This window comes from Streptomyces sp. NPDC088732, assembly GCF_044751205.1.
Taxonomy (GTDB): Bacteria; Actinomycetota; Actinomycetes; order Streptomycetales; family Streptomycetaceae; genus Actinacidiphila.
Window position 1 is genome coordinate 68,283 of sequence record NZ_JBIVLI010000001.1, and the last position, 23,678, is coordinate 91,960.

Annotated in this window: 22 protein-coding genes; 5 read left to right on the top strand and 17 right to left on the bottom strand. The window is 71.8% G+C overall.

Going from position 1 to position 23,678, the window contains the following annotated elements:
* Nucleotide 1 precedes the first annotated feature (1 nt).
* From ACIP9H_RS00265 to ACIP9H_RS00275, 3 genes are read left to right on the top strand one after another with little or no spacing between them, the layout of a single operon-like run.
* Nucleotides 2–808 carry an STM4013/SEN3800 family hydrolase gene (locus ACIP9H_RS00265; protein WP_401956455.1) on the top strand — a complete coding sequence of 269 codons (807 nt, stop codon included), beginning with the start codon at nucleotides 2–4 and terminating at the stop codon, nucleotides 806–808.
* The gene (locus tag ACIP9H_RS00270) at nucleotides 805–2,193 is read left to right on the top strand and encodes an STM4012 family radical SAM protein (protein ID WP_401585437.1); all 1,389 of its coding nucleotides are present in this window, start codon (nucleotides 805–807) and stop codon (nucleotides 2,191–2,193) included. Before ACIP9H_RS00265 ends, ACIP9H_RS00270 begins: the two co-directional genes overlap by 4 nt.
* Nucleotides 2,194–2,204: 11 nt before the next feature.
* Nucleotides 2,205–3,092, top strand: coding sequence for an STM4011 family radical SAM protein (locus tag ACIP9H_RS00275; protein ID WP_401956458.1), 888 nt, complete (start codon nucleotides 2,205–2,207; stop codon nucleotides 3,090–3,092).
* A 54-nt stretch (nucleotides 3,093–3,146) separates the two neighbouring features.
* Here ACIP9H_RS00275 and ACIP9H_RS00280 read toward each other — a convergent pair whose 3' ends face one another.
* Together ACIP9H_RS00280 and ACIP9H_RS00285 are read right to left on the bottom strand one after the other, a co-directional pair.
* Entirely contained in the window at nucleotides 3,147–3,953 is an 807-nt protein-coding gene (locus tag ACIP9H_RS00280; protein ID WP_401956461.1) for an SAM-dependent methyltransferase, read from the bottom strand.
* A gap of 248 nt (nucleotides 3,954–4,201) precedes the next feature.
* Entirely contained in the window at nucleotides 4,202–5,068 is an 867-nt protein-coding gene (locus ACIP9H_RS00285) for a helix-turn-helix domain-containing protein (protein ID WP_401585429.1), read from the bottom strand.
* A 213-nt stretch (nucleotides 5,069–5,281) separates the two neighbouring features.
* Here ACIP9H_RS00285 and ACIP9H_RS00290 point away from each other — a divergent pair, with 213 nt between their 5' ends.
* Nucleotides 5,282–5,662 (top strand): ATP-binding protein, encoded by a 381-nt coding sequence (locus ACIP9H_RS00290; RefSeq protein ID WP_401585427.1) that lies wholly within the window; start codon nucleotides 5,282–5,284, stop codon nucleotides 5,660–5,662.
* A 65-nt stretch (nucleotides 5,663–5,727) separates the two neighbouring features.
* On the opposite strand, the gene ACIP9H_RS00295 is transcribed toward ACIP9H_RS00290, so the two are convergent.
* Nucleotides 5,728–6,519, bottom strand: coding sequence for an SGNH/GDSL hydrolase family protein (locus tag ACIP9H_RS00295; protein WP_401585425.1), 792 nt, complete (start codon nucleotides 6,517–6,519; stop codon nucleotides 5,728–5,730).
* A 264-nt stretch (nucleotides 6,520–6,783) separates the two neighbouring features.
* Between ACIP9H_RS00295 and ACIP9H_RS00300 the strand changes: the two genes are divergently transcribed.
* Nucleotides 6,784–7,614, top strand: a complete 831-nt coding sequence (locus ACIP9H_RS00300) for a tyrosine-protein phosphatase (RefSeq protein WP_401585422.1) — start codon at nucleotides 6,784–6,786, stop codon at nucleotides 7,612–7,614.
* A gap of 16 nt (nucleotides 7,615–7,630) precedes the next feature.
* On the opposite strand, the gene ACIP9H_RS00305 is transcribed toward ACIP9H_RS00300, so the two are convergent.
* The 14 genes from ACIP9H_RS00305 to ACIP9H_RS00370 all read right to left on the bottom strand — a co-directional run bounded on the left by ACIP9H_RS00305 (nucleotide 7,631) and on the right by ACIP9H_RS00370 (nucleotide 23,659).
* Complete coding sequence (locus ACIP9H_RS00305) at nucleotides 7,631–7,762, bottom strand: DUF6126 family protein (protein WP_401585419.1); 132 nt, start codon at nucleotides 7,760–7,762, stop codon at nucleotides 7,631–7,633.
* A gap of 23 nt (nucleotides 7,763–7,785) precedes the next feature.
* Entirely contained in the window at nucleotides 7,786–8,406 is a 621-nt protein-coding gene (locus ACIP9H_RS00310) for a helix-turn-helix domain-containing protein (RefSeq protein ID WP_401585416.1), read from the bottom strand.
* Between the two features lie 73 nt (nucleotides 8,407–8,479).
* Entirely contained in the window at nucleotides 8,480–9,883 is a 1,404-nt protein-coding gene (locus tag ACIP9H_RS00315; protein WP_401585413.1) for an aspartate aminotransferase family protein, read from the bottom strand.
* Nucleotides 9,864–11,789, bottom strand: coding sequence for a 1-deoxy-D-xylulose-5-phosphate synthase (gene dxs / locus ACIP9H_RS00320; RefSeq protein WP_401956467.1), 1,926 nt, complete (start codon nucleotides 11,787–11,789; stop codon nucleotides 9,864–9,866). Before dxs ends, ACIP9H_RS00315 begins: the two co-directional genes overlap by 20 nt.
* A 34-nt stretch (nucleotides 11,790–11,823) precedes the next feature.
* The gene (gene ispG, locus ACIP9H_RS00325; protein WP_401956470.1) at nucleotides 11,824–12,990 is read right to left on the bottom strand and encodes a flavodoxin-dependent (E)-4-hydroxy-3-methylbut-2-enyl-diphosphate synthase; all 1,167 of its coding nucleotides are present in this window, start codon (nucleotides 12,988–12,990) and stop codon (nucleotides 11,824–11,826) included.
* Nucleotides 12,991–12,997: 7 nt separating this feature from the next.
* Nucleotides 12,998–14,026, bottom strand: a complete 1,029-nt coding sequence (hpnH, locus tag ACIP9H_RS00330) for an adenosyl-hopene transferase HpnH (RefSeq protein WP_401585407.1) — start codon at nucleotides 14,024–14,026, stop codon at nucleotides 12,998–13,000.
* A 5-nt stretch (nucleotides 14,027–14,031) separates the two neighbouring features.
* On the bottom strand, nucleotides 14,032–14,667 hold the full coding sequence (locus ACIP9H_RS00335; RefSeq protein ID WP_401585405.1) for a 1-hydroxy-2-methyl-2-butenyl 4-diphosphate reductase: 636 nt from the start codon (nucleotides 14,665–14,667) through the stop codon (nucleotides 14,032–14,034).
* Complete coding sequence (shc, locus tag ACIP9H_RS00340) at nucleotides 14,667–16,694, bottom strand: squalene--hopene cyclase (RefSeq protein WP_401956474.1); 2,028 nt, start codon at nucleotides 16,692–16,694, stop codon at nucleotides 14,667–14,669. Before shc ends, ACIP9H_RS00335 begins: the two co-directional genes overlap by 1 nt.
* 98 nt (nucleotides 16,695–16,792) lie before the next feature.
* The gene (locus tag ACIP9H_RS00345) at nucleotides 16,793–17,914 is read right to left on the bottom strand and encodes a polyprenyl synthetase family protein (protein ID WP_401585400.1); all 1,122 of its coding nucleotides are present in this window, start codon (nucleotides 17,912–17,914) and stop codon (nucleotides 16,793–16,795) included.
* Entirely contained in the window at nucleotides 17,911–19,353 is a 1,443-nt protein-coding gene (hpnE, locus tag ACIP9H_RS00350) for a hydroxysqualene dehydroxylase HpnE (RefSeq protein ID WP_401956478.1), read from the bottom strand. The genes ACIP9H_RS00345 and hpnE overlap by 4 nt, the downstream gene beginning before the upstream one ends.
* A 183-nt stretch (nucleotides 19,354–19,536) precedes the next feature.
* Nucleotides 19,537–20,445, bottom strand: a complete 909-nt coding sequence (gene hpnD / locus ACIP9H_RS00355) for a presqualene diphosphate synthase HpnD (protein ID WP_401585395.1) — start codon at nucleotides 20,443–20,445, stop codon at nucleotides 19,537–19,539.
* A gap of 26 nt (nucleotides 20,446–20,471) precedes the next feature.
* The gene (gene hpnC, locus ACIP9H_RS00360) at nucleotides 20,472–21,401 is read right to left on the bottom strand and encodes a squalene synthase HpnC (RefSeq protein ID WP_401956481.1); all 930 of its coding nucleotides are present in this window, start codon (nucleotides 21,399–21,401) and stop codon (nucleotides 20,472–20,474) included.
* Nucleotides 21,402–21,804: 403 nt separating this feature from the next.
* Nucleotides 21,805–22,734: an ABC transporter permease gene (locus ACIP9H_RS00365; protein WP_401956484.1), complete on the bottom strand. Its 930-nt coding sequence runs from the start codon at nucleotides 22,732–22,734 to the stop codon at nucleotides 21,805–21,807.
* 79 nt (nucleotides 22,735–22,813) lie between these two features.
* A complete protein-coding gene (locus tag ACIP9H_RS00370) occupies nucleotides 22,814–23,659 on the bottom strand; it encodes a glycosyltransferase family 2 protein (RefSeq protein ID WP_401585641.1) in 846 nt (281 codons plus the stop codon).
* Nucleotides 23,660–23,678: the final 19 nt, after the last annotated feature.

The following is a 23,678-nucleotide window of genomic DNA, read 5'->3' on the forward strand; positions in this document are numbered from 1 at the left end:
CATGAACGAGGTCGTGGGCAGCCACGACATCCTGATGGTCACCCTCGACACCCTCCGCTACGACGTGGCCGAGGAGTTGGCGGCGGCGGGCCGTATCCCGCACCTGGCGCGGCATCTGCCCGGTGGCCGGTGGGAGCGCCGGCATGCGCCCGGCAGCTTCACCTACGCCTCCCACCAGGCGATGTTCGCCGGCTTCCTGCCCACGCCCGCCGAACCGGGCCCGCACCCGCGGCTGTTCGCCGCGCGGTTCGCGGGCAGCGAGAGCACCGCGGACGGCACCTTCGTGTACGACACACCCGACCTGGTGTCGGGGCTGGCCGCCGCCGGATACCGCACGGTGTGCGTCGGCGGGGTGGGCTTCTTCAACAAGCAGGGGCCGCTGGGCTCGGTGCTGCCCGGGGTGTTCCAGGAGAGCCACTGGGAGCCGGAGTTCGGGGTGCCCTCCCCCACCTCCTTCGAGGCGCAGGTCGCCCGCGCGGAGAAGGTGGTGGCCGGGCTGCCGCGTGAGCAGCGGCTCTTCCTGTTCGTGAACGTCTCGGCGCTGCACCAGCCCAACTGGTTCCACCTGCCCGGCGCCACCCGCGAGTCCGGCGACACCCGTGCCTCGCACGCGGCGGCTCTGGAGTACGTCGACCGCCACATCGAGCGGCTGTTCACCGCCGCCGCGAGCCGCCGGCGCTGCTTCGCGGTCGTCTGCTCCGACCACGGCACGGCGTACGGGGAGGACGGATACACCGACCACCGCATCGGCCACGAGGTCGTCTGGACCGTGCCCTATGCCCACTTCTTCCTCGACGAGGCCCGATGACCCGCACCGACATGACCGTCCCCCAGGCACCGGCGGCGACAGCGCCCGTGCCTGAGCGCCCCTACCAGCACTACGTCTACGCGTACCCGCACAAGACGGCCTACCGTCCACTGCCCCGCGGGAGCGCCCGGCTGCGCGAGCTGTGGGCGGACGAGCCCAAGGACGCCCTCTCCCTCTACTTCCACATCCCCTTCTGCGAAGTGCGCTGCGGCTTCTGCAACCTCTTCACCCGGATCGGCGCCCCGGACGGCCTGACCACGGCCTACCTGGACGCCATGGAACGCCAGGCGCGGGCCGTCCGCGAGGCACTGGGCGACGGGGCGCGGTTCGCCAACGCGGCCTTCGGCGGCGGCACTCCGACCTTCCTGGAGGCCGCCGAACTGGAGCGGCTGTGCGATCTGGCGGAACACGGCCTGGGCGCCGACCTGACGGCGGTGCCGCTGTCCGTCGAGGCCTCCCCCGCCACGGCGACCGCGGACCGGCTCTCCGTGCTGGCCGCGCGCGGCACGACGCGGCTGAGTCTGGGTGTGCAGAGCTTCGACGACGCCGAGGCGCGCGCCGCCGTGCGCCCGCAGCGCCGCGCCGACGTCGATGCGGCCCTCGGCCGCGTCCGGGACGCCGGCATCCCCGTCCTGAACATCGACCTGATCTACGGCATCGAGGGCCAGACCGAGGCGTCCTGGCAGCGGTCCCTCGACGCGGCCCTCGCCTGGCGGCCCGAGGAGCTCTACCTCTACCCGCTGTACGTGCGCCCGCTGACCGGTCTCGGCCGGCTGGCGGGCGAGGCCTCGACGGACGGCGACACCGCGTGGGACGAGCAGCGCCTGCGCCTGTACCGCCACGGGCGCGACCACCTCCTCGCACACGGCTACGAGCAGGTGTCGATGCGCATGTTCCGCCGGTCCGGCGCACCGGCCGACGGCGGCGGGGACTACGCCTGCCAGACCGACGGCATGGTGGGCCTTGGCTGCGGCGCCCGTTCCTACACCTCGGCCCTGCACTACTCCTTCGACTACGCCGTCGGCATGCAGGAGATACGCAGGATCGTCGACGACTACACCGCGCGCCCCCAGGAGGACTTCGCGGAAGCCGACTTCGGCTGGGCGATGGACGCCGACGAGAGCCGCCGCCGGCACCTCCTGCAGTCGCTGCTGCAGGCCGAGGGCCTGCGCGCGGCCGACTACCGGGACCGTTTCGGCACGGCGCCCGGCGAGGACTTCGCCACTGAGCTGGAGCGCTTCACCGATCGCGGCTGGCTGGACCCCGCCGCGGGGCCGGGGCTGCTGCGCCTGTCCCCGGAGGGCCTGGCGCACTCCGACGCGATCGGCCCGGCGCTGTTCTCCGCGGCGGTGCGGGCCCGCATGGCCGCGTACGAACTGAAGTGAGGGTGCCCGCCATGGATCTGACGGTTCTCTACCGGGGCCCGCTCGCCTCGTGCGACTACGACTGCCCGTACTGCCCCTTCGCCAAGCGCCGGGACAGCCGCGCCGAGCTGGCCGCCGACCGGACCGCGCTGGAACGCTTCGCGGGCTGGGCGGCCGCGCAGCACGGCGACCGCCTGTCGCTGCTGTTCACGCCGTGGGGCGAGGGCCTGGTGCGCTCCTGGTACCGGCGCACCCTGGCGGAGCTGAGCCGGCTGCCGCACATCGGCCGGGTGGCGATCCAGACGAATCTGAGCTGCCGCACGGACTGGCTGGACGCCGCCGACCTGTCCACGCTCGCCCTGTGGTGCACCTTCCACCCCGGGCAGACGCCCTATGACCGCTTCCTCGGCAAGACCCGCGAACTCGCTGACCGAGGGGCTCGTTTCAGCGTGGGCGTGGTGGGCCTGCCGGACCACCTGGAGGCCGCTCGCCGGCTGCGCGCGGACCTTCCGGACCATGTCTACCTGTGGATCAACGCCGCAGAGGGCCACACCTACACCGACGCCGAGGCGGACGAGTGGACCGCCCTCGACCCGCTCTTCCCCTGGAGCCGCCACCCGCACCGCAGCGCGGGACTGCCCTGCCGCACCGGCGAATCGGTAGTCTCCGTGGACGGCGAGGGCACGGTCCGCCGCTGCCACTTCGTCAGGGCCGAGCTGGGCAACCTCTACGACGGCTCCTACCGGGCCGCGCTGGGGCCGCGCGCCTGCCCGCTGGCGGTGTGCGACTGCCACATCGGCTATGTCCACCTGGAGACGCTGCCGCTGTACGACGTGTTCGCCGGCGGGGTCCTGGAGCGGATACCCGCCGCGGCGCGCCGGCCGGTCCACGCGATCGCGCGGCCCGTGCCCGGCGCCTGAACGCCGGACGTGGGCCGTAGGCAACGGGCAAGGGGCGGTGACCAGAGGGGCCCGTCAGGGCTTGTGGCCGACACCGCCCCAGAAGGCGATCCGGGTGTGCTCGCCGGTCTCGGGCAGCGGGGTGTCGGGCCGCCAGCTCGGGACCTGCACCAGGCCCGGCTCGACCAGCGGGAACCCGTCGAAGAAGGGCTCGATGTGCTCCCTGCCGCGGAGCGTGAGCGTGGAGGTGGCGTTCTTGTACGCCTCGCCCGCGTCGGCGTCCACGTCCCGGTGGAAGTCGGTGGTCGCGTGGGACAGGATCAGCCGGCTGCCGCTCGGCAGGTTCTTGCCGAGGGTGCGCACGATGCCCGTGGGGTCCTCGTCGTCGCGCACGAAGTGCAGGAGGGCGACGAGCATCAGCGCCACCGGCTCGTCGAAGTCGATGAGTTCGCGCAGCGTGGCGTGCTCGAGGATCGAGTCGGGGTCGCGGACGTCTGCGAGGAAGAAGCCCGCGTTGCCGGTGTTGGTGAGCCGGGCACCGGCGTGGGCGGCGACGATCGGGTCGTTGTCGACATAGGCGATGCGCGCGTCGGGGACGACGGTCCGGGCGACCTCGTGGGTGTTGGGCGAGGTGGGGATCCCGGTGCCGATGTCGATGAACTGCCGGATGCCCTGGGCCGCGGAGTGGCGAACGGCGCGCCGCATGAAGTCCCGGTTGGCGCGGGCGCTGGGGCGCGCGTCGGGGGTCATGCGGATGACCATCTCGGCGGCTTCGCGGTCGGCCTCGTAGTTGTCCTTGCCGCCGAGGTAGTAGTCGTACATCCGGGCAGGGTGAGGCCTGCTGGTGTCGATCTCGTCCGCGGAGAAGCCCTTGTCGGTCAACGCCGTACTCCGTTCGGAATCCTCTGGTCCGGGTGGATCCAGGTCGGTGCGGTGGGGTGCGGTGGGGTGCGTCGCGGCAGATGAGGCAGCCGCGCGGGGCGTCGAGGGGCTGCCCGGCCCGCTCCGGCGCCCCGTGTGCATGACATCATCCCCCCGCCGGTGCCCGTGGGGCAGGTGCTTTCCGGGCGGGCGTACGTCGAGACGGGGCCGGGGCCGGGTACGGGCCGTCGGGGTGCTGCGGCCGCACGTCATGTCTCCCGGAGGATGTCGCGGAGGATCTCCTCGGTCCGCTGGGCCGGCGCGGCCTGTGCGCACATCCGGTCCAGCGCCTCGAGGAAGGACGAGACGTCGTCGCGGTCGTCGAAGTAGACGGAGCCGACCAGGTTCTCGGAGTAGACGACGTCGGGCAGTTCGTCGGTCCGGAAGCGGAAGATGTGGAACGGCCCGTACATGGCGGGGTGCGGGCCGTCGGAGAACCGCATGATCTGCAACCGCACGTTCGGCAGCGCGCAGCTGTCGATGAGCCGGGAGATCTGTGCACGCATCAGTTCCGGGCCGCCGATGGGTCTGCGCAGCACCGTCTCGTCGATGACGATCCACACCAGGGGCGCGTCCGGGCGGGCGAGCAGGGCCTGCCGCTCCAGACGCACCGCGACGACCCGCTCGACCTCCTCCGCGGAGGCTCGCGGACGGCCGGCCCGCAGCACTTCACGCGCGTAGTCCTCGGTCTGCAGCAGCCCGGGGATGTAGTGCGGTTCGTAGGCGCGGATGACGCCGGCCTCGCCCTCGATGCTGACGAAGGCGCTGAACCAGTCGGGCAGCACGTCGCGGTAACGGTGCCACCAGCCGGGGCGGTTGGCCTCGCGGGCGAGGGAGACAAAGGCCTCGACCTCTGCCGGGTCCACGACCCCGTAGGTGTGCAGCAGTTTCTCGACGTAGGGGATCTTCAGGCCGACTTCGGCCTTCTCCATGCGCCGGATGGTGGCATGGGTGACGTCCAGCGCCCGGCCCGCGTCCTCGAAGCTCAGCCCGGCCTTCTCGCGGAGGTCCTGCAACCGCTTCCCGAGCACCACCCGCAGGACGGTGGGAGCACCGGCCGCCCGTGCGTCCGTCACGACCACTTCCCCAACTCCCCTCGACCGAGAGCAGTGTGTCATGCCGTCATCGGAATCGAACAGTGCGCGAGGGTCGTTCTGCAAATTACAGATCGCATCTTGCCAACAGTTCGAACGAAACCGCATAGTACTGACGTGGCCTCCTCACCAGACGCTCTGCGGTTAGAGCGCCGTGGCGACCTCGACGCCCGTCGCTGTCACGACCTGTTCCGTTTGCCCGCCCACGGGTCCTCGGTCGCCGCGGCACGCCATCGCGTGCGGGCGCGGCTGCGGGAGTGGGAGGCGGACGAAGGTCTGCGCGACGACGCCGAGATGATCGTCTCCGAGCTCTTCACCAACGCCGTCCGGCACACCGGCAGCGAGTACATCGCGTGCGCGCTGTGGTTCGACGGCGAGCGGCTGCGTCTCGAGGTCACCGACCAGGGGCGCGCGCCGACGGCGCCCCGGCCGCGTGCGGCGGGCGTGGACGAGGAGGGCGGCCGCGGGCTGCTGCTCGTGGGTGCGCTGTCGCGGGCGTGGGGAGTCCGGCCCTCCGACGACGGCCTGGGCCGTGTCGTCTGGGCCGAACTGGTCGCCGGCGCGAGCGCCGTGTGAGCGCATCGTCCGTGCGGGCGGCCCGGGCGGTCCGGCGACCGGGCTGAGAACCGGCCGAACGGGACCTACAGCGGCAGCAGGTCGGGGCGCTTGGGCTCCACGTGGTCGCCCGAGGACTCGCCGCGCAGCCGCCGCCCGATCCACGGCACGAGGTACTCCCGCGCCCACTGGATGTTGTCCCTGCGGATCTCCGCGGGCGCACGGAACGGCTCCGGCGGCCAGGGCTGGTCCGGGTCGGCCGGCACGTCGAGCCCCAGCACCTGCCCGGCGCGCAGCGCGACCCGGGTGTGGCCCTCCGCCGACAGGTGCAGCCGGTCGGAGTCCCAGGCCCGGCGGTCCTGCACCGAGCGCAGCGACCACAGGTCCAGCACGGGGCTGTCGTGGCGGTCGGCGATGGCCCGCACGTGGGCCGTGTACGTGGCGATCTTGCCGCGCAGGTGGCGCAGCACGGGAATGCCGCGGGTGTCGAAGCCGGTGCAGAGCACGACGGTGCCGACGGCGTCCGTGAGGCGGGCGACCGCCGCCTCGTAGCGCTCGGCCACGTCGTCGGGGTCGCTGCCCGGCCGGAGGATGTCGTTGCCGCCCGCACAGAAGGTCACCAGGTCCGGACGGAGTTCGATGGCCCGGGGCACCTGCTCGTCGACGATCTGGTCGAGGAGCCGGCCGCGCACCGCCAGGTTCGCGTACCGGAAGTCGTGCTCGGGGCGGCGATCGGAGAGGAGAACGGCGAGCCGGTCGGCCCAGCCGATGAAGTTTCCGTCCGGTCCGGGGTCGCCCACACCTTCCGTGAAGCTGTCCCCTACGGCTGCGTACGACCCGATCGCGCCACTGTTGTCTCTTGTCGAATCGTCTGCCACGTCAGCAGATCATCCACCTACCGAAACGGGCTACGCCACCGTAACCAGGGCCTGACGCGGGGTGATTCATCCCACCCGCTCAAATGCGCCGCGGGCGGAATACGGCGGGCCCCCGGGCCGTCCGGCGGCCCTCCCGCCACGGGGTGGCCGTGCCCGGACGTCACATACCGCTCGGTACGTCAACGGAACCCGGGTGTCGTAGGGTCAGCAGTGGTCCGGCCGCCGGTGACCAGCACCGCCCGGCCCGCGAGCAAAGGAGCCCCGGTGACCCAGCAGACGCCGCAGACCGCCTCGTCGGAGCCCGAGCTGACCGGGGTGCGCAACTTCCGTGACGTCGGCGGGCTCCCGACGACCGACGGCCGCCGGGTACGGCACGGACGGCTCTTCCGCAGCGGGCACCTGGCGCACACCACCGAGCAGGACGCCGCCTTCCTCGCCTCCCTCGGCCTGCACACGGTCTTCGACTTCCGGAACGCCTCCGACATCAAGCTGGAGGGCCCCGACGTCGACCTGCCGGGCGTGCGCAACGTGAACATGCCGCTCAGCGACCCCGCCCATGGTGCCGAGTTCTGGACCACCGTCCGCGAGGGCGACATCGAGGCGCTGCGCACCACCCTCGGCGACGGCCGGGCCGCCGCGCGCATGCTGGAGGCCTACCACCGGATCGTGCTGGACCGCACCGCCGAGCACAGCCGCATGCTGGAGCTGCTGGCCGAGGAGGCGTCCGTGCCCGCGCTGCTGCACTGCGCGGCGGGCAAGGACCGCGCGGGTACCTCGATCGCGGTGATCCTGCTGGCCCTGGGTGTCGAGCGGGAGGCGATCGTGGCGGACTACCTCAAGAGCAACGAGGCGCACCGCCGCTACCGCGTCCAGCGCGGCGAGCACGCCGAGCCGGCCGGCACTCCCGAGGTCATGGAGCTGCTGAGCCCGCTCTTCGACGCCCGCCGGGAGTACCTGGAGGCCGCCTTCGACACGATCGAGGAGCACTGGGGGTCGGTCGACCGGTACCTGGAGGACGGGCTGGGCCTCACCCCGGAGCGCCGCGAGCGGCTGCGCTCGCTGCTCCTGGAGAACGGGGCCGCGGACCCGGCGTGAACCGGCCCGCCGGGGTCTACTTGGCCCCGGCCAGGTGGAAGATCAGGAAGAAGAACGCGGCGATGATGTGCACCCCCACCAGGTAGATGAAGGCACGGACCTTGAAGCCCATCGGGGCCTTTTCGGAACCGGAGGTCTTGACGGACACGGGGAGTCCTCTCATCGGACGGGTCAGGGGGTGCCGTGCGGTCGCGGTGCCCGGCCGTTGCCCAGGCAGAGGTCCGCGACGGGGCTGCGCAGCAGCGTGTGGACGAAGAGCAGGTCGACGCCGCCGGGCGAGGCGGCCGCGATGCGGTGCGGGGTCATGGAGTCGAAGTGGGCGCTGTCGCCGGGTGCGAGCCGGTCCACGGCCTCGCCGAGGGTGAGCCGCAGCTCGCCCTTCAGCACGTACAGCCATTCCTCCCCGGGGTGCACCCGCACCAGGCCGTCCTGGGGGCCCGGCGGGACGTGCAGGCGCAGGGCCTGCATCGCGCGTCCCGGGTTCCCCGTCGGCCAGTACGTCCAGCCGCCGGCGTCGGCGGGCTCCGCGGTCCCGGCGCGCACGACGGGGTCGCGCTCCGGGGCGGTCTCGCCGAGCAGCTCGGAGACCGAGGTGCCGTAGGTGCGGGCGAGGGCGAGCAGCATGGGGAGCGACGGCTGCCGCTGCCCGGTCTCCAGCCGCGACAGGTGCGCCGGCGAGAGCCCGGCGCGGGCGGCGGCCGCTTCGAGGGTCAGGCCGCCGCGGCGGCGCAGGTCCCGCAGCCGGGGTGCGACATCCGGCAGGGGCTCGTCCTGCCCCGGTGTCGAGGTCATGCTTCAGGTATAGACACACTTCGCCCCGGAGGCAAAAAACTTGCCTCCGGGGCAAAAGCAGTCGGGCGGGCGGTCAGCGGTGGGCGACCGCCTGCTTGACCAGTGTCCTGCCGAACTCCCACATCAGGCCACCGCCGCCGTGTGCGTCATCCATCACGGCGGTGAAGGCGGTCACGAAGCGGTCCACCTCCGGCTCACCGATGACCAGCGGCGGGATCAGTTTGATCACCTCCAGGTGGTCCCCGGAGACCTGGGTGAGGATGCGGTGCCGCTGCAGCAGCGGTACGACGACCATCTGCGCGAACAGCCCCTTGCGGGCCGCCTGCAGCATCGTCCAGCGGCTGCGCAGGCCGAGCGATTTCGGGCGGCCGAACTCGATGCCGATCATCAGCCCGCGGCCGCGGACCTCGTGCAGCAGCTCGTAGCGGTCCACCAGCGCGGCCAGCCGCGTGCGCAGCAAGTCGCCGCTGGCCCGGGCGTTGGCCACGATCTGCTCGTCCTCCATCACGGACAGCGTCGCCAGGCCCGCCACCATCGCCTGCGCGTTGGAACCGAAGCTGGCGGAGTGCACCAGCACCCGGTCCATGGAGGAGTAGACCTTCTTGAAGATCCAGTCCTTGCCGAGCGTGGCGCCGACCGGCACGTAGCCCCCGGAGAGCGCCTTGCTGACGCACACCAGGTCCGGTTCCACGCCCTCGTCGTGCTGGTAGGCGAAGAAGTCGCCGGTACGGCCGAGGCCGGTCTGCACCTCGTCCGCGATCAGCAGGGCCTTGTGCCGGTGCAGCAGGTCCTGCGCGGCCCGCAGGTAGCCCGGGGGCGCCGCGTGGACGCCCTTGCCCTGGATGGGCTCGACGATCAGCGCCGCCACGTCGCCGCGGGCCAGTTCCCGCTCCAGCGCCGCCAGGTCGCCCAGCGGCACCGCCGTGTCGGGCAGCAGCGGGGCGAAACCGTCACGGAAGCCGCCCTCCCCGTTGACGGACAGGGAGCCCGTGGTCAGCCCGTGGAAGGCGTGGTCGCAATAGAGCACGCGCGGCCTGCCGGTGACGAAGCGGGCGAACTTCAGGGCCGTCTCCACCGCCTCCGTGCCGCTGTTGCCGAAGAACACCCGGTCCAGGTGCGGGGTGTACGACAGCAGCTTCTCGGCGAGCAGCCCCGGCAGCGGCTGGCAGTCGAAGCGCGTGAGGTCGGCCAGACCGGCGTCCAGCACGTCGTGCAGGGCCTTGCGGACCACCGGGTGGTGGCGGCCGAGGCCCATGACGCCGAACCCGGCGAGCATGTCCAGGTAGTCCTGGCCCTCGTCGTCCCAGAAGTAGGCGCCCTCCGCCCGCTCGTAGACCCGGTCGAAGCCGATGGTGTGCAGCATCCGCGGCAGTTGGTGGTTGAGGTAGCGGCCGTGCAGGTCGTAGCGCTCCGCGCCCCGCTCGGCCAGCAGCGTCGCCAGGTCGAAGCCCTTCGGCTCAGGATCGGGCGGTGTCATCGCTCGTGTACTCCTCGGTCCGTTGCTCCGTGTGCGCCCCGAGACGGGCGAGGGTCGCGCCGATGCGGCCCGCGATCTCCGCCGGGGTGAGCCCGATGTCGGCCAGCAGTTCACCGCGCTTGGCGTGGGCGAGGAACTGCTGCGGGATGCCGAAGTCCCGTACCGGCACATCGGTGTCGGCGTCCCGCAGTGCCTGGGCCACGGCCGAACCGACGCCGCCCGCACGGCCGTTGTCCTCCACGACGGCCACCATGCGGTGCGCCGCCGCCAGTCCCGGCAGGGCCGCGTCCAGCGGCTTGACCCAGCGGGGGTCGACGACGGTGACGCCGATCCCGCGCTCGCGCAGCAGGGCGGCCGCGGCCAGGCAGACGTGCCCCAGCGCGCCGACGGAGACCATGAGGACGTCGGGGCGCTCACCGCGGTGCAGGACGTCCATGCCGCCGGCCCGGTCGATGGCCGGCAGCGGCTCGCCGACCGTCTCCTTGGGGAAGCGGACGACCGTCGGCGCGTCGTCCACGTCGAGCGCCTCGCGCAACTGGGCGCGCAACTGGTCGGCGTCGCGCGGCGCGGCGATCCGCAGGCCGGGCACGACCTGGAGGATCGACATGTCCCACATGCCGTTGTGCGAGGCGCCGTCGTCGCCCGTCACACCGGCCCGGTCCAGGACGAAGGTGACCCCGCACTTGTGCAGCGCCACGTCCATCAGCACCTGGTCGAAGGCCCGGTTGAGGAACGTCGCGTAGACCGCGACCACCGGGTGCAGGCCGCCGGTGGCCAGGCCCGCGGCCGAGACCGCCGCGTGCTGCTCGGCGATCCCCACGTCGTACACGCGGCGCGGGAAGGCCTTCGCGAACTTGTCCAGGCCCACCGGCTGGAGCATCGCCGCGGTGATCGCCACGACGTCCTTGCGCTCGGCACCGATCCTCAGCATCTCGTCGCCGAAGACCGAGGTCCACTTCGGACCGCTCGACGGGGTCAGCGGCTCGCAGGTCAGCGGGTCCATGGCGCCGACCGCGTGGAAGCGGTCGGCCTCGTCGCGCTCGGCGAAGGCGTACCCGCGGCCCTTCTCGGTGAGGCAGTGCACCAGGACCGGCCCGCTGAAGCGGCGGGCCCGACGCAGCGCGGACTCCACCGCCGCGACGTCGTGGCCGTCGATGGGGCCGACGTACTTAAGCCCCAGGTCCTCGAACATGCCCTGGGGCGCGAAGGCGTCCTTGAAGCCCTTCTTCGCCCCGTGCAGGGACTCGTACAGCGGCTTGCCGACGACCGGCGTCTGGTGGAGCACCTGCTTGCCCCAGGCGAGGAAACGCTCGTAGCCGTCGGTGGTGCGCAGCGCGGCCAGGTGGTTGGCGAGGCCGCCGATGGTCGGCGCGTAGGAGCGCTCGTTGTCGTTGACGACGACGATGAGCGGGCGGTCCTTCGCGGCGGCGATGTTGTTCAGCGCCTCCCAGGCCATGCCACCGGTCAGCGCGCCGTCACCGATGACGGCGACGACGTGGTCCTGGCGGCCGAGCACCTGGTTGGCCTTGGCGAGCCCGTCCGCCCAGCCGAGCACCGTGGAGGCGTGGCTGTTCTCGATGACGTCGTGCTCGGACTCGGCGCGCGACGGATAACCGGACAGCCCCCCCTTGCCGCGCAGTTTGGAGAAATCCTGACGTCCTGTCAGCATCTTGTGCACATAGGACTGATGACCCGTGTCCCACAGGATCCGGTCGGCCGGCGAGTCGAAGACCCGGTGCAGCGCGATCGTCAGCTCGACCACGCCGAGATTGGGCCCCAGGTGGCCACCGGTTCTGGCGACCGCCTGCACCAGGAAGTCACGGATCTCCGACGCGAGTTCGTCCAGCCGCTCCTGCGGGAGGACCTTCAGATCGCGCGGACCACGGATGTTTTCGAGCAGCGACACTTTCCCACCTCGCTCCCCTCCGGGGATGGTTCGCTCAACTCACACTGATCTGCGGCTCCCCTGACGGGACTCCGTCGGCCTCCATCTGCTCGGCGAGCTTCATGGCCTCCTCGATGAGGGTCTCCACGATCTTCGACTCCGGCACGGTCTTGATGACCTCGCCCTTCACGAAAATCTGCCCCTTGCCGTTGCCCGAGGCCACCCCCAGGTCCGCCTCGCGCGCCTCACCCGGACCGTTGACGACACAGCCCATCACCGCGACCCGCAGCGGAACCTCCATGCCCTCCAGACCCGCCGTCACCTGATCGGCCAGCTTGTACACATCCACCTGCGCACGACCGCACGACGGGCACGAGACGATCTCCAGCCGACGCTGCCGCAGGTTCAGCGACTCCAGGATCTGGATACCGACCTTGACCTCCTCCGCCGGAGGAGCCGACAACGACACCCGGATCGTGTCCCCGATCCCCTCGCTCAGCAGCGCGCCGAACGCCACCGCCGACTTGATCGTGCCCTGGAACGCCGGACCCGCCTCCGTCACACCCAAGTGCAGCGGGTAGTCGCACTGCGCCGCCAGCAGACGGTAGGCGTTGACCATCACCACCGGGTCGTTGTGCTTCACCGAGATCTTGATGTCCCGGAACCCGTGCTCCTCGAACAGCGAGCACTCCCACAGCGCCGACTCCACCAGCGCCTCGGGCGTCGCCTTGCCGTACTTCTCCAGCAGACGCCGGTCCAGCGACCCGGCGTTCACCCCGATCCGGATCGGCGTACCGGCGTCGGAGGCCGCCTTCGCGATCTCCTTCACCTTGTCGTCGAACTGCCGGATGTTGCCCGGGTTCACCCGCACCGCCGCACACCCCGCGTCGATCGCCGCGAACACGTACTTCGGCTGGAAGTGGATGTCCGCGATCACCGGGATCTGCGACTTCCTCGCGATCTGCGGCAGCGCGTCCGCGTCGTCCTGCGAAGGGCAGGCGACCCGCACGATCTGGCAGCCGGCCGCCGTCAGCTCGGCGATCTGCTGCAGCGTCGCGTTGACGTCGGCGGTCAGTGTGGTCGTCATCGACTGGACGGACACCGGCGCGTCGCCGCCCACCGCCACCGGCCCGACCTGGATGCGCCGCGAACGGCGGCGCTCCGCGAGCGGTCGGGCCGGTACGGAGGGCAGGCCGAGCGACACACGCTCGACTGCTGTCATCGCGACGTCACTTCCCGCGGTTTCCGGCGACGGTCTCGCGGCTGGCCCTGATGGACTCCTTCAGGGAGGTCATCGTGGCCAGGACGGCGGTCGGCTCGTAGCCGCAGTGCGCCATGCAGTTGGCGCAGCGCGGGTCCTTGCCGCGGCCGTACTTGCTCCAGTCGGTGTCCTCGATGAGCTCCCTGTACGTGGTCACGTACCCGTCGCTCATCAGGTAACAGGGGCGCTGCCAGCCGAAGAGCGAGTAGTTGGGGATGGCCCACGCCGTGCAGGGGAAGTCGACCTTCCCCTCCAGGAAGTCCAGGAAGAGCGGACTGTGGTTGAGCCGCCACCGCGCCCGGTTGCCGCCGGAGAAGGCCTTCCGGAACAGCTCGCGGGTCTGCTCGACGCCGAGGAAGTGCTCCTGGTCGGGAGCCTTCTCGTAGGCGTACGCCGGCGAGATCATCATCTCGTCGACCTCGAGCTCGTCATTGAGGAAGTTGAGCACCTCGACGATGGTCTGCGGGGTGTCGGTGTTGAAGAAGGTCGAATTCGTGGTGACCCGGAAACCGCGCCGCTTGGCCTCCTTGATCGCCTCGACGGCCTCGTCGAAGACGCCCTCCTTGGCCACCGATTCGTCGTGCCGCTCGCGCAGGCCGTCGATGTGCACGGCGAACGCGAAATACCGCGACGGCGTGAACTTGTCGAGCTTCTTGCGGAGCAGCATGGCGTTGGTGCAGAGGAAGACGTACTTCTTCTTCGCCACCAACTGCCGCACGATCTCGTCGATCTGCGGGTGCATCAACGGTTCGCCACCGGCGATGGAGACCATCGGCGCACCCGATTCCAGGACCGCGCCGACGGCTTGGGCCACGGGCATGCGCTGCTTGAGCACCCCGGCGGGGTGCTGGATCTTCCCGCAGCCCTCGCATGCGAGGTTGCAGGCGAAGAGCGGCTCCAGTTCGACGATGAGAGGGAACTTCTCGCGCCTGCGGAGCATTTTCTGTTCGAAGAGGTAGGTGCCGACCCGGATGGACTGACGGAGAGGCATGGCCATCTAGCTCACCTCCAGGGGAGCGCGGTAGAGCGGTGCCAATCAAGAAACGCCGGAAGAAGATCCCTCAGTACGCGGAACGCGGTGATTCCGGTGCGGAGGGTGCCGAGACGCACGAGCTCGAACTCGGGCGTGTCGACGACCACACGTGCCGCCGCGACCGGGCGAGGACCCCGGGCGAGCGCGGCCCGCATCATCGCCGCCGACTCCATGTCGACGGCGATGGCACCGGTGGACCGGAGTGCCGTGCGCTCCGGTCCCCGTACGACATGGTCCGACTCGGCGAGCCGGCCGATGTGCACGGTGTGCCCGGCCGCCTTGAGCGCGGCGGCCAGTGTCGCACCGTCCTGCGGGCCGTCGGCGACGACCACGTCGCCGGGCCGCATTCCGGTGGCCAGTCCGGCGCAGAAGCCGGTGGTGAGAACGGGGGCCCCGTCGAGCGCGGGGTCGCGCAGCGCCTCGGTCACGGCGCGCTCCGCGGCCTGCGGCCCCATACCTGTGCGCACGAAGACGACCGGGGGTCCCTCCCCCTTGCCGCGCGGGTGGGCCCCCGCCGCCGCGCGTGCGCGGCCGCCGCCGCGCAGTGCGAACCGTTCCACCCGCAGCGCGCAGACGATGAGCAGAGGTGGGCCGGACGGCCCCATCAGTCCCCCTTCCGTACGCCGCCGAAGGGCTCCCCGTGCACGTAGCGCCCGAGGGCGGTGAGCGGGAACACCATCCGGTAGAGGTGGTAGTTGATGGAGAAGTCCCGTGGGAAGCCGGTGCCCGTGAAGTAGGGCTCGTCCCAGGAGCCGTCCTCCTTCTGGGTCTCGACGAGCCGGCGCACGCCGCGTGTGACGCACTCGCTCTCCCGCTCACCGGCCGCCAGCAGCGCCATCAGCGCCCAGGCGGTCTGGGAGGGGGTCGACTCGCCGCGGCCGGCCCAGTCGGCGGAGGAGTAGGACCGCAGGTCCTCGCCCCAGCCGCCGTCCTCGTTCTGCACCGACTCCAGCCACTCCACGGCCCGCCGGACGGCGGGGTGGCTGCCCGGGAGCCCGGCCGCGACGAGGGCGGGGACCACCGAGCCGGTGCCGTAGATGTAGTTGACGCCCCAGCGGCCGAACCAGGCGCCGTTCGGCTCCTGTTCGGAGAGCAGCCAGTCGATGCCGCGCCGGGCGTGGGGGTCGTGCTCCATGCCGAGGGCGGCGAGCATCTCGACCACGTGCGCCGTCACGTCGGCCGAGGGCGGGTCGATGACCTCCCCGAAGTCGCAGAAGGGCAGCCGGTTGGGGAAGGCGCTGGTGTTGTCGGCGTCGAACGCGCCCCACGCGCCGTTCTTGGACTGCATGCCCAGGTTCCAGCGGACGCCGCGCTCGACGGCGGACCGCAGCCGGCCCGGCTCCGGGTGGTCGACACGCAGCAGGGCGAGCACGACCTCGGCGGTGTCGTCGATGTCGGGGTAGGTGTCGTTCTCGAACTCGAACGCCCAGCCCCCGGACGGCAGATCGGGCCGCTGCACGGCCCAGTCGCCGCGCTTGCTGATCTGTTCGCCGAGCATCCACTCGGCCGCCTTGACCAGCGCCGGGTCGTCGGCCGGGACGCCCGCGTCGGCGAGGGCGATGGCCGCCAGGCAGGTGTCCCAGACCGGGGACTGACACGCCTCGATCATGCGCGTGTCCTCGTCCGGCCAGACCGCGAAGTCGTCCAGGGCCCGCAGGCCGGCGCGGAGCACGGGGTGGTCGAGGTCGTAGCCGAGCAGGTGGAGTGCGATCACCGAGTAGACGGCGGGGGGCTGGATGCCGCCGAAGCAGCCGTCGTTCTCCTGCCGCTCGATGATCCAGCGGGCGGCGGAGCGCAGCGCGGCCTGGCGCAGCGGGCGGACGCTGACCTTGCGGTAGGCGTGCAGGGCCCGGTCGAGCCGCTGGAACACCCCGTCCCAGCTGCCCAGGAACGCCCGCTTGACCGGCGGGTTCGGCAGCGCCGGGTCGACATGGAGTTCGTCGATCCCGAAGGAGACCGGCCGCACCGGACGGTGGGCGGCGACGATGGTGAGCGGCACGATGGTCTGCCGCGCCCAGCTGGCGAAGGAGTAGATGTTCAGCGGCGCCCACTTGGGCAGGAAGATCAGCTCGGGCGGCAGCTCCGGCAGGTCCTCCCAGCGCCACCAGCCGAACAGGGCGAGCCAGATCCTCGTGAAGACCCGGGCCCGGGCGACACCGCCCTGCTCGCGTACGAAGGCGGAGGCCGACGCCATCCACGGGGCGTCAGGTGCGTCCCCCGCGAGCCGGAGCGCGACGTACGCCTCGACGGTGGCCGAGACGTCGCCGGGACCGCCGTGGAAGGTCGACCAGGCGCCGTCGGCGCGCTGCTGGGACCTGATCCAGCGGGCGGCGGCCGCGACGATCCGTTCGTCCTGGATACCGAGGAACTGACGGAGCAGCAGGTCCTCGGCGTCCATCGTCACATTGGTCTCGAGGTCGCCCTTCCACCATCCGTCAGGGTGCTGACGGGCCAGCAGGTGGTCGGTGGCGCGACGCGCCGCGCGCGCCGCCTCCGTCTCGATGGGACGTGTCGTGCCGTCGCGTGACGAACCGGGCGTCGCATGCGTCGGTCTGCCCGCTGTCCTCGTGCTGGCCGAGGGTGCCCCGGAGGCCGCAATGCCCCCGGAACCGCCGTCGGTCGTCGCTGTCATGGCTTCCCCTTTGCACAGTCGTTCTGTCTGCGGTGTTGGGGCTGCCGTCGGCCGTTACGCGCTCCCGGCCGGCGACGTACTGCGCTCCACTTGCGTCCTTACTTCTCGCGAACCACCACAAAATCCGCCAGGCCCACGAGCTTACGGCGAACGTCACCCGACATGTCCATTTTGTCGAGTGCGGAAATTGCGGTGGCGTACTGGCGTCGGGCCTCCTGGGATGTCCACTCCCGACCCCCAGCCTCCTCGATCAACGCCGCCCTCGTCGCGAACTCTTCCTCGTCGAAGGACTCAATATCATTACGGTCCAACGAATCCGCGGCCTTCGCATCCGCTGCCAGCAGCTCCGCCAGGCGCTCCGAGGCCGGGCCCCCGGCGGCCAGCGCCGCCACCACCGGCAGCGACTTCTTGCGCTGGCGCAGGTCGCTCCAGGTCTGCTTGCCGGTCGCCGCCGGGTCGCCCCAGATGCCCAGCAGGTCGTCGATGGCCTGGAAGGCCAGGCCCAGGTGGTAGCCGTACTCCTCCAGGGCGTCGGCGTCCGCCTCGGAGGCCCCGCCGAGCACCGCGCCGATGGAGGAGGCGCAGGCCAGCAGAGCGCCGGTCTTGTTGCCCTCCATCTCCAGGCACTCCTCGACGGTGACCCGCTCGCGGTGCTCGAAGGAGATGTCCTGCGCCTGACCGTCGATCAGCTTCCGCGTGGCGGTGGTGATCCGCCGGGTGGCCCGGCCGGCCTCCGCGGTGCCCTGCTCCAGCAGGATCTCGTTCGCGAGCGCGAACAGCGCGTCGCCGACCAGGATCGCCTGGGCGGGGCCGTGCACCTTCCAGACCGTGTCGCGGTGCCGGCGCTGCTCGTCCCCGTCCATCAGGTCGTCGTGCAGCAGCGAGAAGTTGTGCACCAGCTCGACCGCGACCGCGCCGGGGATGCCGGTCTCCGGGCCCGCCCCCGCGGCCTCGGCGGAGAGCAGGGCCAGTGCGGGACGGACGGCCTTGCCGCTGTCACCGTGGGTGGGGTTGCCCGCGGCGTCGATCCACCCGAAGTGATAGGCGGCGACCGTGTCCATGGGGGGTGCGAGACGGTCCACGGCGGCGCGCAGCACCGGCGTGGACAGCTCGCGGCCGCGCTCCAGGAGCGCGGTCACGGTCGCTCTGTCGACGCCCGTGTTCATCTGCTCGTGGCCAGCGGTCACATTGTCTCCTCTGGTTGCACTGGTGAGGCTCATGCCGGCTCCAGGCCTTCGATTTCGAAGGGGCGTGGGTCGAAGGGATGGCGGAGTGCGGTCAAAGCTGCACGGGAGGCTTGCAAACCGCTGCGGACTGCGCTTTCCATGGTCGCGGGCCAGCCGGTCGCGGTCCACGCGCCGGCGAGCCACACGCCGGGTGCCCGGGTACGGGGACCGGGGCGCAGGGCGCCGACACCGGGGGTGGGCGCGAAGGTCGCCGTCCGCTCCCTGGTGACGAAGAAGTCGCGTACGACGGCGTCGCGCGTGGCCGGGAGCAGCCGCTCCAGCTCGGGCAGGTAGCGCGCCCGCAGCTCCGCCACCGGGAGGTCGATCTCCTCCTCGGCCGCGGACTGGGACAGGGCCAGGTACTGGCCGCCGCCGGTGAGCCCGGATGGCTCCGTACGGTCGAAGACCCACTGCACGGGGCTGCCGAGGGCCGCGAGGAAGGGCTGCCGCAGCACCTCGCGGTCGTAGACGACGTGGACGTTGAGGATGGGCGCGGTGCCGATGCGCAGCAGGGCGCCTGGGTCCTCCAGGGCGCCCGCGGGCAGCAGTCCGTGCGCCTCCTGCTGCGGGACGGCCAGCACCACGACGTCGGCGGTGAGGCGCTCGGCGCGGCCGGGGCCGGTCTCGGCCTCGACCTCCCAGACAGCGGCATGGTCGTCCGTGTCGCCGCCGGACCGTACCGGCTCGGCCGCGTCCGTGCGGGTGACCGAGGTGACGCGGGCCCGCAGCAGGGTCCGCACCCCGGCCTTGTCCAGGGCCGTGCGGGCCCGGTCGTCGTGCAGTTCGCCGAGCGGCCGGGAGGCCCAGCCGATGTCGGCGGCGCCCGGGTCGGACAGCAGGCCGGTCTTGAAGACCATCGCGGCCAGGCCCAGCGAGGAGTTCCCCGCGGTGGCGTTGAGGGTCGCGACGCCGACCAGGTCCCACAGGGCCTCGATCGTGCGCGGCGACTGGCCGCGCCGGCTCAGCCAGCTGCCGAAGTCCACGGCGTCCAGCGCGGGGTCGGCGAGGTCCAGGCCCCGCAGGGCGAGCGCGGCCCGCCCGACGGAGGCCCTCTCGGCGAGCGACAGGTGCGGGTAGGTGGCCAGGCTCGCGGCCAGGTGCAGCGGCACGGGGAGCGCGGCACGCCGCAGCCGGCCGAGCCGCGGCCGCGCGCGGCCGACGTCGAGCACGGGCACGTCGAGCCGGTCCTGCACGGTGACGAGGTCGGCCGCGTCGATCCGGTCCAGGAACCGGCGGTACGCGTCGCAGCAGCGCAGGAAGACGTGCTGGCCGTTGTCGACGGTCAGGTCGCCGCGGCGGAAGGAGAACGCGAGGCCGCCCAGCCGGGGCCGGGCCTCCAGCAGGGTCACGCGCAGCCCGGCGTCGGCCAGGGCCAGGGCCGCGGTCGTGCCCGCGAGCCCGCCACCGACCACGACGGCCGTGTGCTCAGCCATGCGCCCTCCCCCTCGGCCCGCCCCGAAGGGCGCACCGTACCGTTGCCGACAGTGACGCACCGGACACGGTGCCGGTTGCCGCGCAGCGCGAAAACACGTTCGTCCGCCGCGGGGATGCTGCCGTACCCGGTTCGGACGCGCCGCCCGGAGCGGCGGTGGCGCCCGTGGCGGCTGGGGCGGGTGTCACACGCGCCTCCTGGCCGCCCGGCGGGCATCGACTCCGGCAAGGCCGCGGGCCGCGACGTACGCCTTCTCGTGGGCGGGCAGCGAGACCCGGCCGCGCAGTACGGCCTCGGGGTCGGCGGCGATGCGCTCCAGCAGCCGGCGGTAGATGCCCGCCATCGCGGAGACACAGGCGCCGCTGCGGCGGTCCAGCATGGGAAGCAGCCGGTAGCCGTCGGCGAACAGGGCGCGGGCCCGGCGCACCTCGAACTCCATCAGGCCGGCGAAGTCCGCCCCGGGCGGCGGGGTGTCGGAGTGAAAGCCCTCCGAACAGCCGAACTTGGCAAGGTCGTTGGCGGGCAGGTAGGTCCGCCCGTTGGTCGCGTCCTCGCGCAGGTCCCGCAGGATGTTGGTGAGTTGGAGCGCGAGCCCGAGCGTGTCGGCGTACTCGGCGGCACGCTCGCGTTCCTCCGCGGACGTCGCCGTTCCGAAGACGCCGAGCGAGAGCCTGCCGATGGCCCCGGCGACGCAGCGGCAGTAGGCCGCCAGGTCCTCCCAGGTCTCGTAGGTGTCGCCGCGCAGGTCCATCTGGACGCCGTCGATCAGCTCGTCGAGCCCGCCGAGCGGGATCGGGAAGCGGCGGGCGGAATCCGCGAGGGCCACGGCCACCGGGTCGGTGTCCTCCTCGGTGACCTCGCCGGCGCGGACCCGCGCCAGCACCGCGCGCGTCTGGTCCAGCCGGGCCTGCTTCTCGGCGGGCGCGAGGTCGCCGTCGCCGATGTCGTCGACCCGGCGGGAGAAGGCGTACAGAGCCGACATCGCCTGCCGTTTGGGGGTGGGCAGCAGCCGGATGCCGTAGGCGAAGTTGCGGGCTTGGTGGCCGGTGACGCTCTCGCAGTAGGCGTATGCCGCGAGCACCGGTCCGGACATGCGATCGGAGCCGTTCACTGTCCGGCTCACCCCTCTCTTCGCAATGTCGACCCCACCTCGCGCAGGAGGCTGTACTTGCCCGCCTTCGGCGGCCCAGGCAGCACGTCGTACCCGGCGTCCGCGATCGCCCGGAGGGCGGCGCGCCCTCCCCCGACGAATCCGGCGAGCAGCAGTCTGAGCCTGCCGTGGACGCTACCCACCAAGGGGGTGCCTTCATTCAGAAGATCGCGGGCGCGTTCCGCTTCATGGGCCACCAGCGCGCGCACCGATGCGCCCGCGGTAGCGGTGGTGAGATCGGTTTCGGTCACGCCGAAGCGCTTCATGTCCTCGGCGGGCAGGTAGATGCGGTCGCGGCCGAGGTCCTCGGTCACGTCCTGGAGGTGCTCCACGATCTGCAGCGCGGTGCAGATCGCGTCCGAGAGGCGGACCCGCTCGGGAGTGGAGGTGCCGGTGATGCCCAGGACGAGGCGGCCGACCGGGTTGGCCGACAGCTCGCAGTAGGCGAGCAGGTCCTCGAACGTGGCGTAGCGGCGGACGACCTGGTCCTGCCGATTGGCCTCCACCAGACCGAGGAACGGCTCGGGGGTGAGGCCGTGCCGCAGCACGGTGGGCCGCAGGGCGCGGAGCAGGGGGTGCCGGACCGTGTCCGGCGGGCCGTCGAAGACCCGGCGCAGATCGGCCTCGAAGGCGTCCAGCATGGCCAGGCGGTCGTCGGCGGCGTCGGTGGGCAGCCCCAGGCGCAGGGCGTCCTCGCGGCCCCCGCCGGCCAGGTCGCCGTCGCCGATGTCGTCCACGAGCCGGGCGTAGCCGTAGACCGCCATCAGGTCGCCCCGCCAGGAGCGGGGCAGGAAGAACGGGGCGACCGGGAAGTTCTCCCTGGTCGCCTTGGCGAGCACTGCCTGTGAATGGGCGTCCGGAGCCGCGTCGCCCGACGCCGCGGGGCGGAGGCCGGTCACCGTGGACGTCCCGGTGTCCGGGCGGTGGGCGCTTTCTCCCCAGGGGTCCACAGAGCCATAGCCGTCACATCCCCCGTTCTACACTGATAGCCCATAACACCCAATTTCGGACACGCCGCTGCCATATCTCCTGCTCCGGGCCGCCGCGCACCCGAACCGACTCTCCGGACGTATCACCTGAGATCCGGCGATTGAGTACCGCTACAGCTTACGGCGCAGAGCCGCCCGGGCGTGCGCCGGGGTGCACAACGATGTCGATCCGCAAGCTCCAACGCACATTCGGAGGGCCGCCTTCCAGGGTGCTGGCAAAGTCCCGGAAAAATCAGGAGCCACACAGGTCCCGAATGACCGTTTCGGCCACTTGTCTCACTAAGGCCGCCCCAACAGGCGATGAATTTCGCGGTCAGCCGCGGCCGTACTGCTCTTCGGCCTTCCAGAAATAGACGAAACCACCCACACCGGTCGCCAGGGCCCAGCCCAGCGCGACGGCCCAGACATGCGGGGGCAGCTGCTCCGCGGTGAAGCTGTCGATCAGCGCGTAGCGCACGAGGTCGATGTAGACGGCGGCCGGATTCAGCTGCAGGGCCAGCTGCACGGGCGCGGGGGCGTGCGCCGTGAAGTGCGTGATGCTGTACATCACACCGGAGGTGTACATCCATGTGCGCAGGATGAACGGCATGAGCTGGGCCAGGTCGGTCATCCTGCTGCCCAGCCGCGCCATGATCATCGCGAGACCGGCGTTGAACACCGACTGCAGCAGCAGCGCCGGCACGGCGAGCAGCCAGGCCGTACGCGGCACCTCGCCGGTCATGAGCACGATGGCCAGCAGCACGAGCATCGACATCAGCAGTTGCTGCAGCTGCACCAGCGTGAACGCCACCGGCAGCGAGGCACGGGGGAAGTGCAGCGCCCTGATCAGGCCGAGGTTGCCGGAGACCGAGCGGACCCCGGCCATCACCGAGGACTGGGTGTAGGTGAAGACGAAGACGCCCGTCACCAGGAACGCGATGAAGTTGTCGACCCCGCGGTCGGTGCCGAGCAGCAGGCCGAAGATGAAGTAGTAGACGGCCGCGTTGAGCAGCGGCGTCAGCACCTGCCACAGCTGGCCGAGGCGGGCCTGGGTGTACTGCGCGGACGCCCGGGCCCTGGCGAACGACGCGATGAAGTGCCTGCGGCCCCACAACTGCCGCACGTACGCGGCAAGGCCCGGCCGGGCGCCGCTGACGGCGAGGCCGTACTTGGCCGCGAGCTCCGCCGGCGTCAGGCGGCCGTCCGCGGACGACGCCGATCCGGCACCCGCGGCGACCGTACCGTCGTGCGTTGTCTCGCTCACTGTCGACACTTTCGTCCCGTGGGCGCGCATCCGGCCGGAAGGCGCCGGATGCGCCGAGTGCTGTCGACTTTCGAGCTTGTCAGATGATCGGGGGCCGGCCCAGTCGGGCGAGCCGCCAGACGGTGGACCACCGCATGGGCCGGCGCGGGCCGCACGGGGTCGACCAGCCCTCCCGGAAGCCGCCGAACCAGGCGCGCAGCGCCGGACGCGACGGCCGCCGCAGCAGGGTCAGCAGCAGCCAGACGCCCAGGTACGCCGGCACCAGCGCCCAGGGCAGATTGCGCCGGGCGAGCCACACCCGGTTGCGGGCCACCATGCGGTGGTAGACGGCGTGCCGGCTCGGGGCGGTCAGCGGGTGGTACAGGACCATGTCCGAGCGGTAGTCGATCAGCCAGCCCGCGTCGAGGGCCCGCCAGGCGAGGTCGGTCTCCTCGTGGGCGTAGAAGAACTCGTCCGGCAATCCGCCGACCTGCTGGAAGACCGCGGTGCGGACGGCGTTGGCCCCGCCCAGGAAGGTGGTGACACGCGAGGAGCGCATCGGGTCGGAGGCGCGCAGCCGGGGGACGTGGCGGCGCTGCGTGGTGCCGGACTCCGGATCGGCTATCCGGAAGCTGACGATGCCCAGCCGGGCGTCGTCGGTGAAGGCCTCGCGGACCAGCGCCGCGGTGTCCTCGTTGGGCAGCAGCCCGTCGTCGTCGAGGAACAGGAGGACGTCGACGTCCCGGCCGCCGGGGCCGAAGGCCTCGATGCCGACGTTGCGTCCGCCGGGGATGCCCAGATTCTCGGGCAGCTCCACGGTGCGCACGCCGGCCGGCAGCTCGGGCAGCGGGGAACCGTTGCCGACGACGGCGACCTCTATCGCCGGGCCGGCCTGCTTGGCGACCGAGTCCAGCAGGTCGCCGAGCTCCTTCGGACGGTTGCCCATAGTGATGATCACCGCGCCG

Excerpts from the sequence above, each read along its gene's own strand:
- ACIP9H_RS00265 (WP_401956455.1), top strand. The coding sequence starts at position 2 with ATGAACGAGGTCGTGGGCAGCCACGACATCCTGATGGTCACCCTCGAC.
- ACIP9H_RS00270 (WP_401585437.1), top strand. The coding sequence starts at position 805 with ATGACCCGCACCGACATGACCGTCCCCCAGGCACCGGCGGCGACAGCG.
- ACIP9H_RS00275 (WP_401956458.1), top strand. The coding sequence starts at position 2,205 with ATGGATCTGACGGTTCTCTACCGGGGCCCGCTCGCCTCGTGCGACTAC.
- ACIP9H_RS00310 (WP_401585416.1), bottom strand. The coding sequence starts at position 8,406 with ATGACCTCGACACCGGGGCAGGACGAGCCCCTGCCGGATGTCGCACCC.
- ACIP9H_RS00315 (WP_401585413.1), bottom strand. The coding sequence starts at position 9,883 with ATGACACCGCCCGATCCTGAGCCGAAGGGCTTCGACCTGGCGACGCTG.
- ispG (WP_401956470.1), bottom strand. The coding sequence starts at position 12,990 with ATGACAGCAGTCGAGCGTGTGTCGCTCGGCCTGCCCTCCGTACCGGCC.
- hpnH (WP_401585407.1), bottom strand. The coding sequence starts at position 14,026 with ATGGCCATGCCTCTCCGTCAGTCCATCCGGGTCGGCACCTACCTCTTC.
- ACIP9H_RS00335 (WP_401585405.1), bottom strand. The coding sequence starts at position 14,667 with ATGGGGCCGTCCGGCCCACCTCTGCTCATCGTCTGCGCGCTGCGGGTG.
- shc (WP_401956474.1), bottom strand. The coding sequence starts at position 16,694 with ATGACAGCGACGACCGACGGCGGTTCCGGGGGCATTGCGGCCTCCGGG.
- ACIP9H_RS00345 (WP_401585400.1), bottom strand. The coding sequence starts at position 17,914 with ATGAGCCTCACCAGTGCAACCAGAGGAGACAATGTGACCGCTGGCCAC.
- hpnE (WP_401956478.1), bottom strand. The coding sequence starts at position 19,353 with ATGGCTGAGCACACGGCCGTCGTGGTCGGTGGCGGGCTCGCGGGCACG.
- hpnD (WP_401585395.1), bottom strand. The coding sequence starts at position 20,445 with ATGTCCGGACCGGTGCTCGCGGCATACGCCTACTGCGAGAGCGTCACC.
- ACIP9H_RS00370 (WP_401585641.1), bottom strand. The coding sequence starts at position 23,659 with ATGGGCAACCGTCCGAAGGAGCTCGGCGACCTGCTGGACTCGGTCGCC.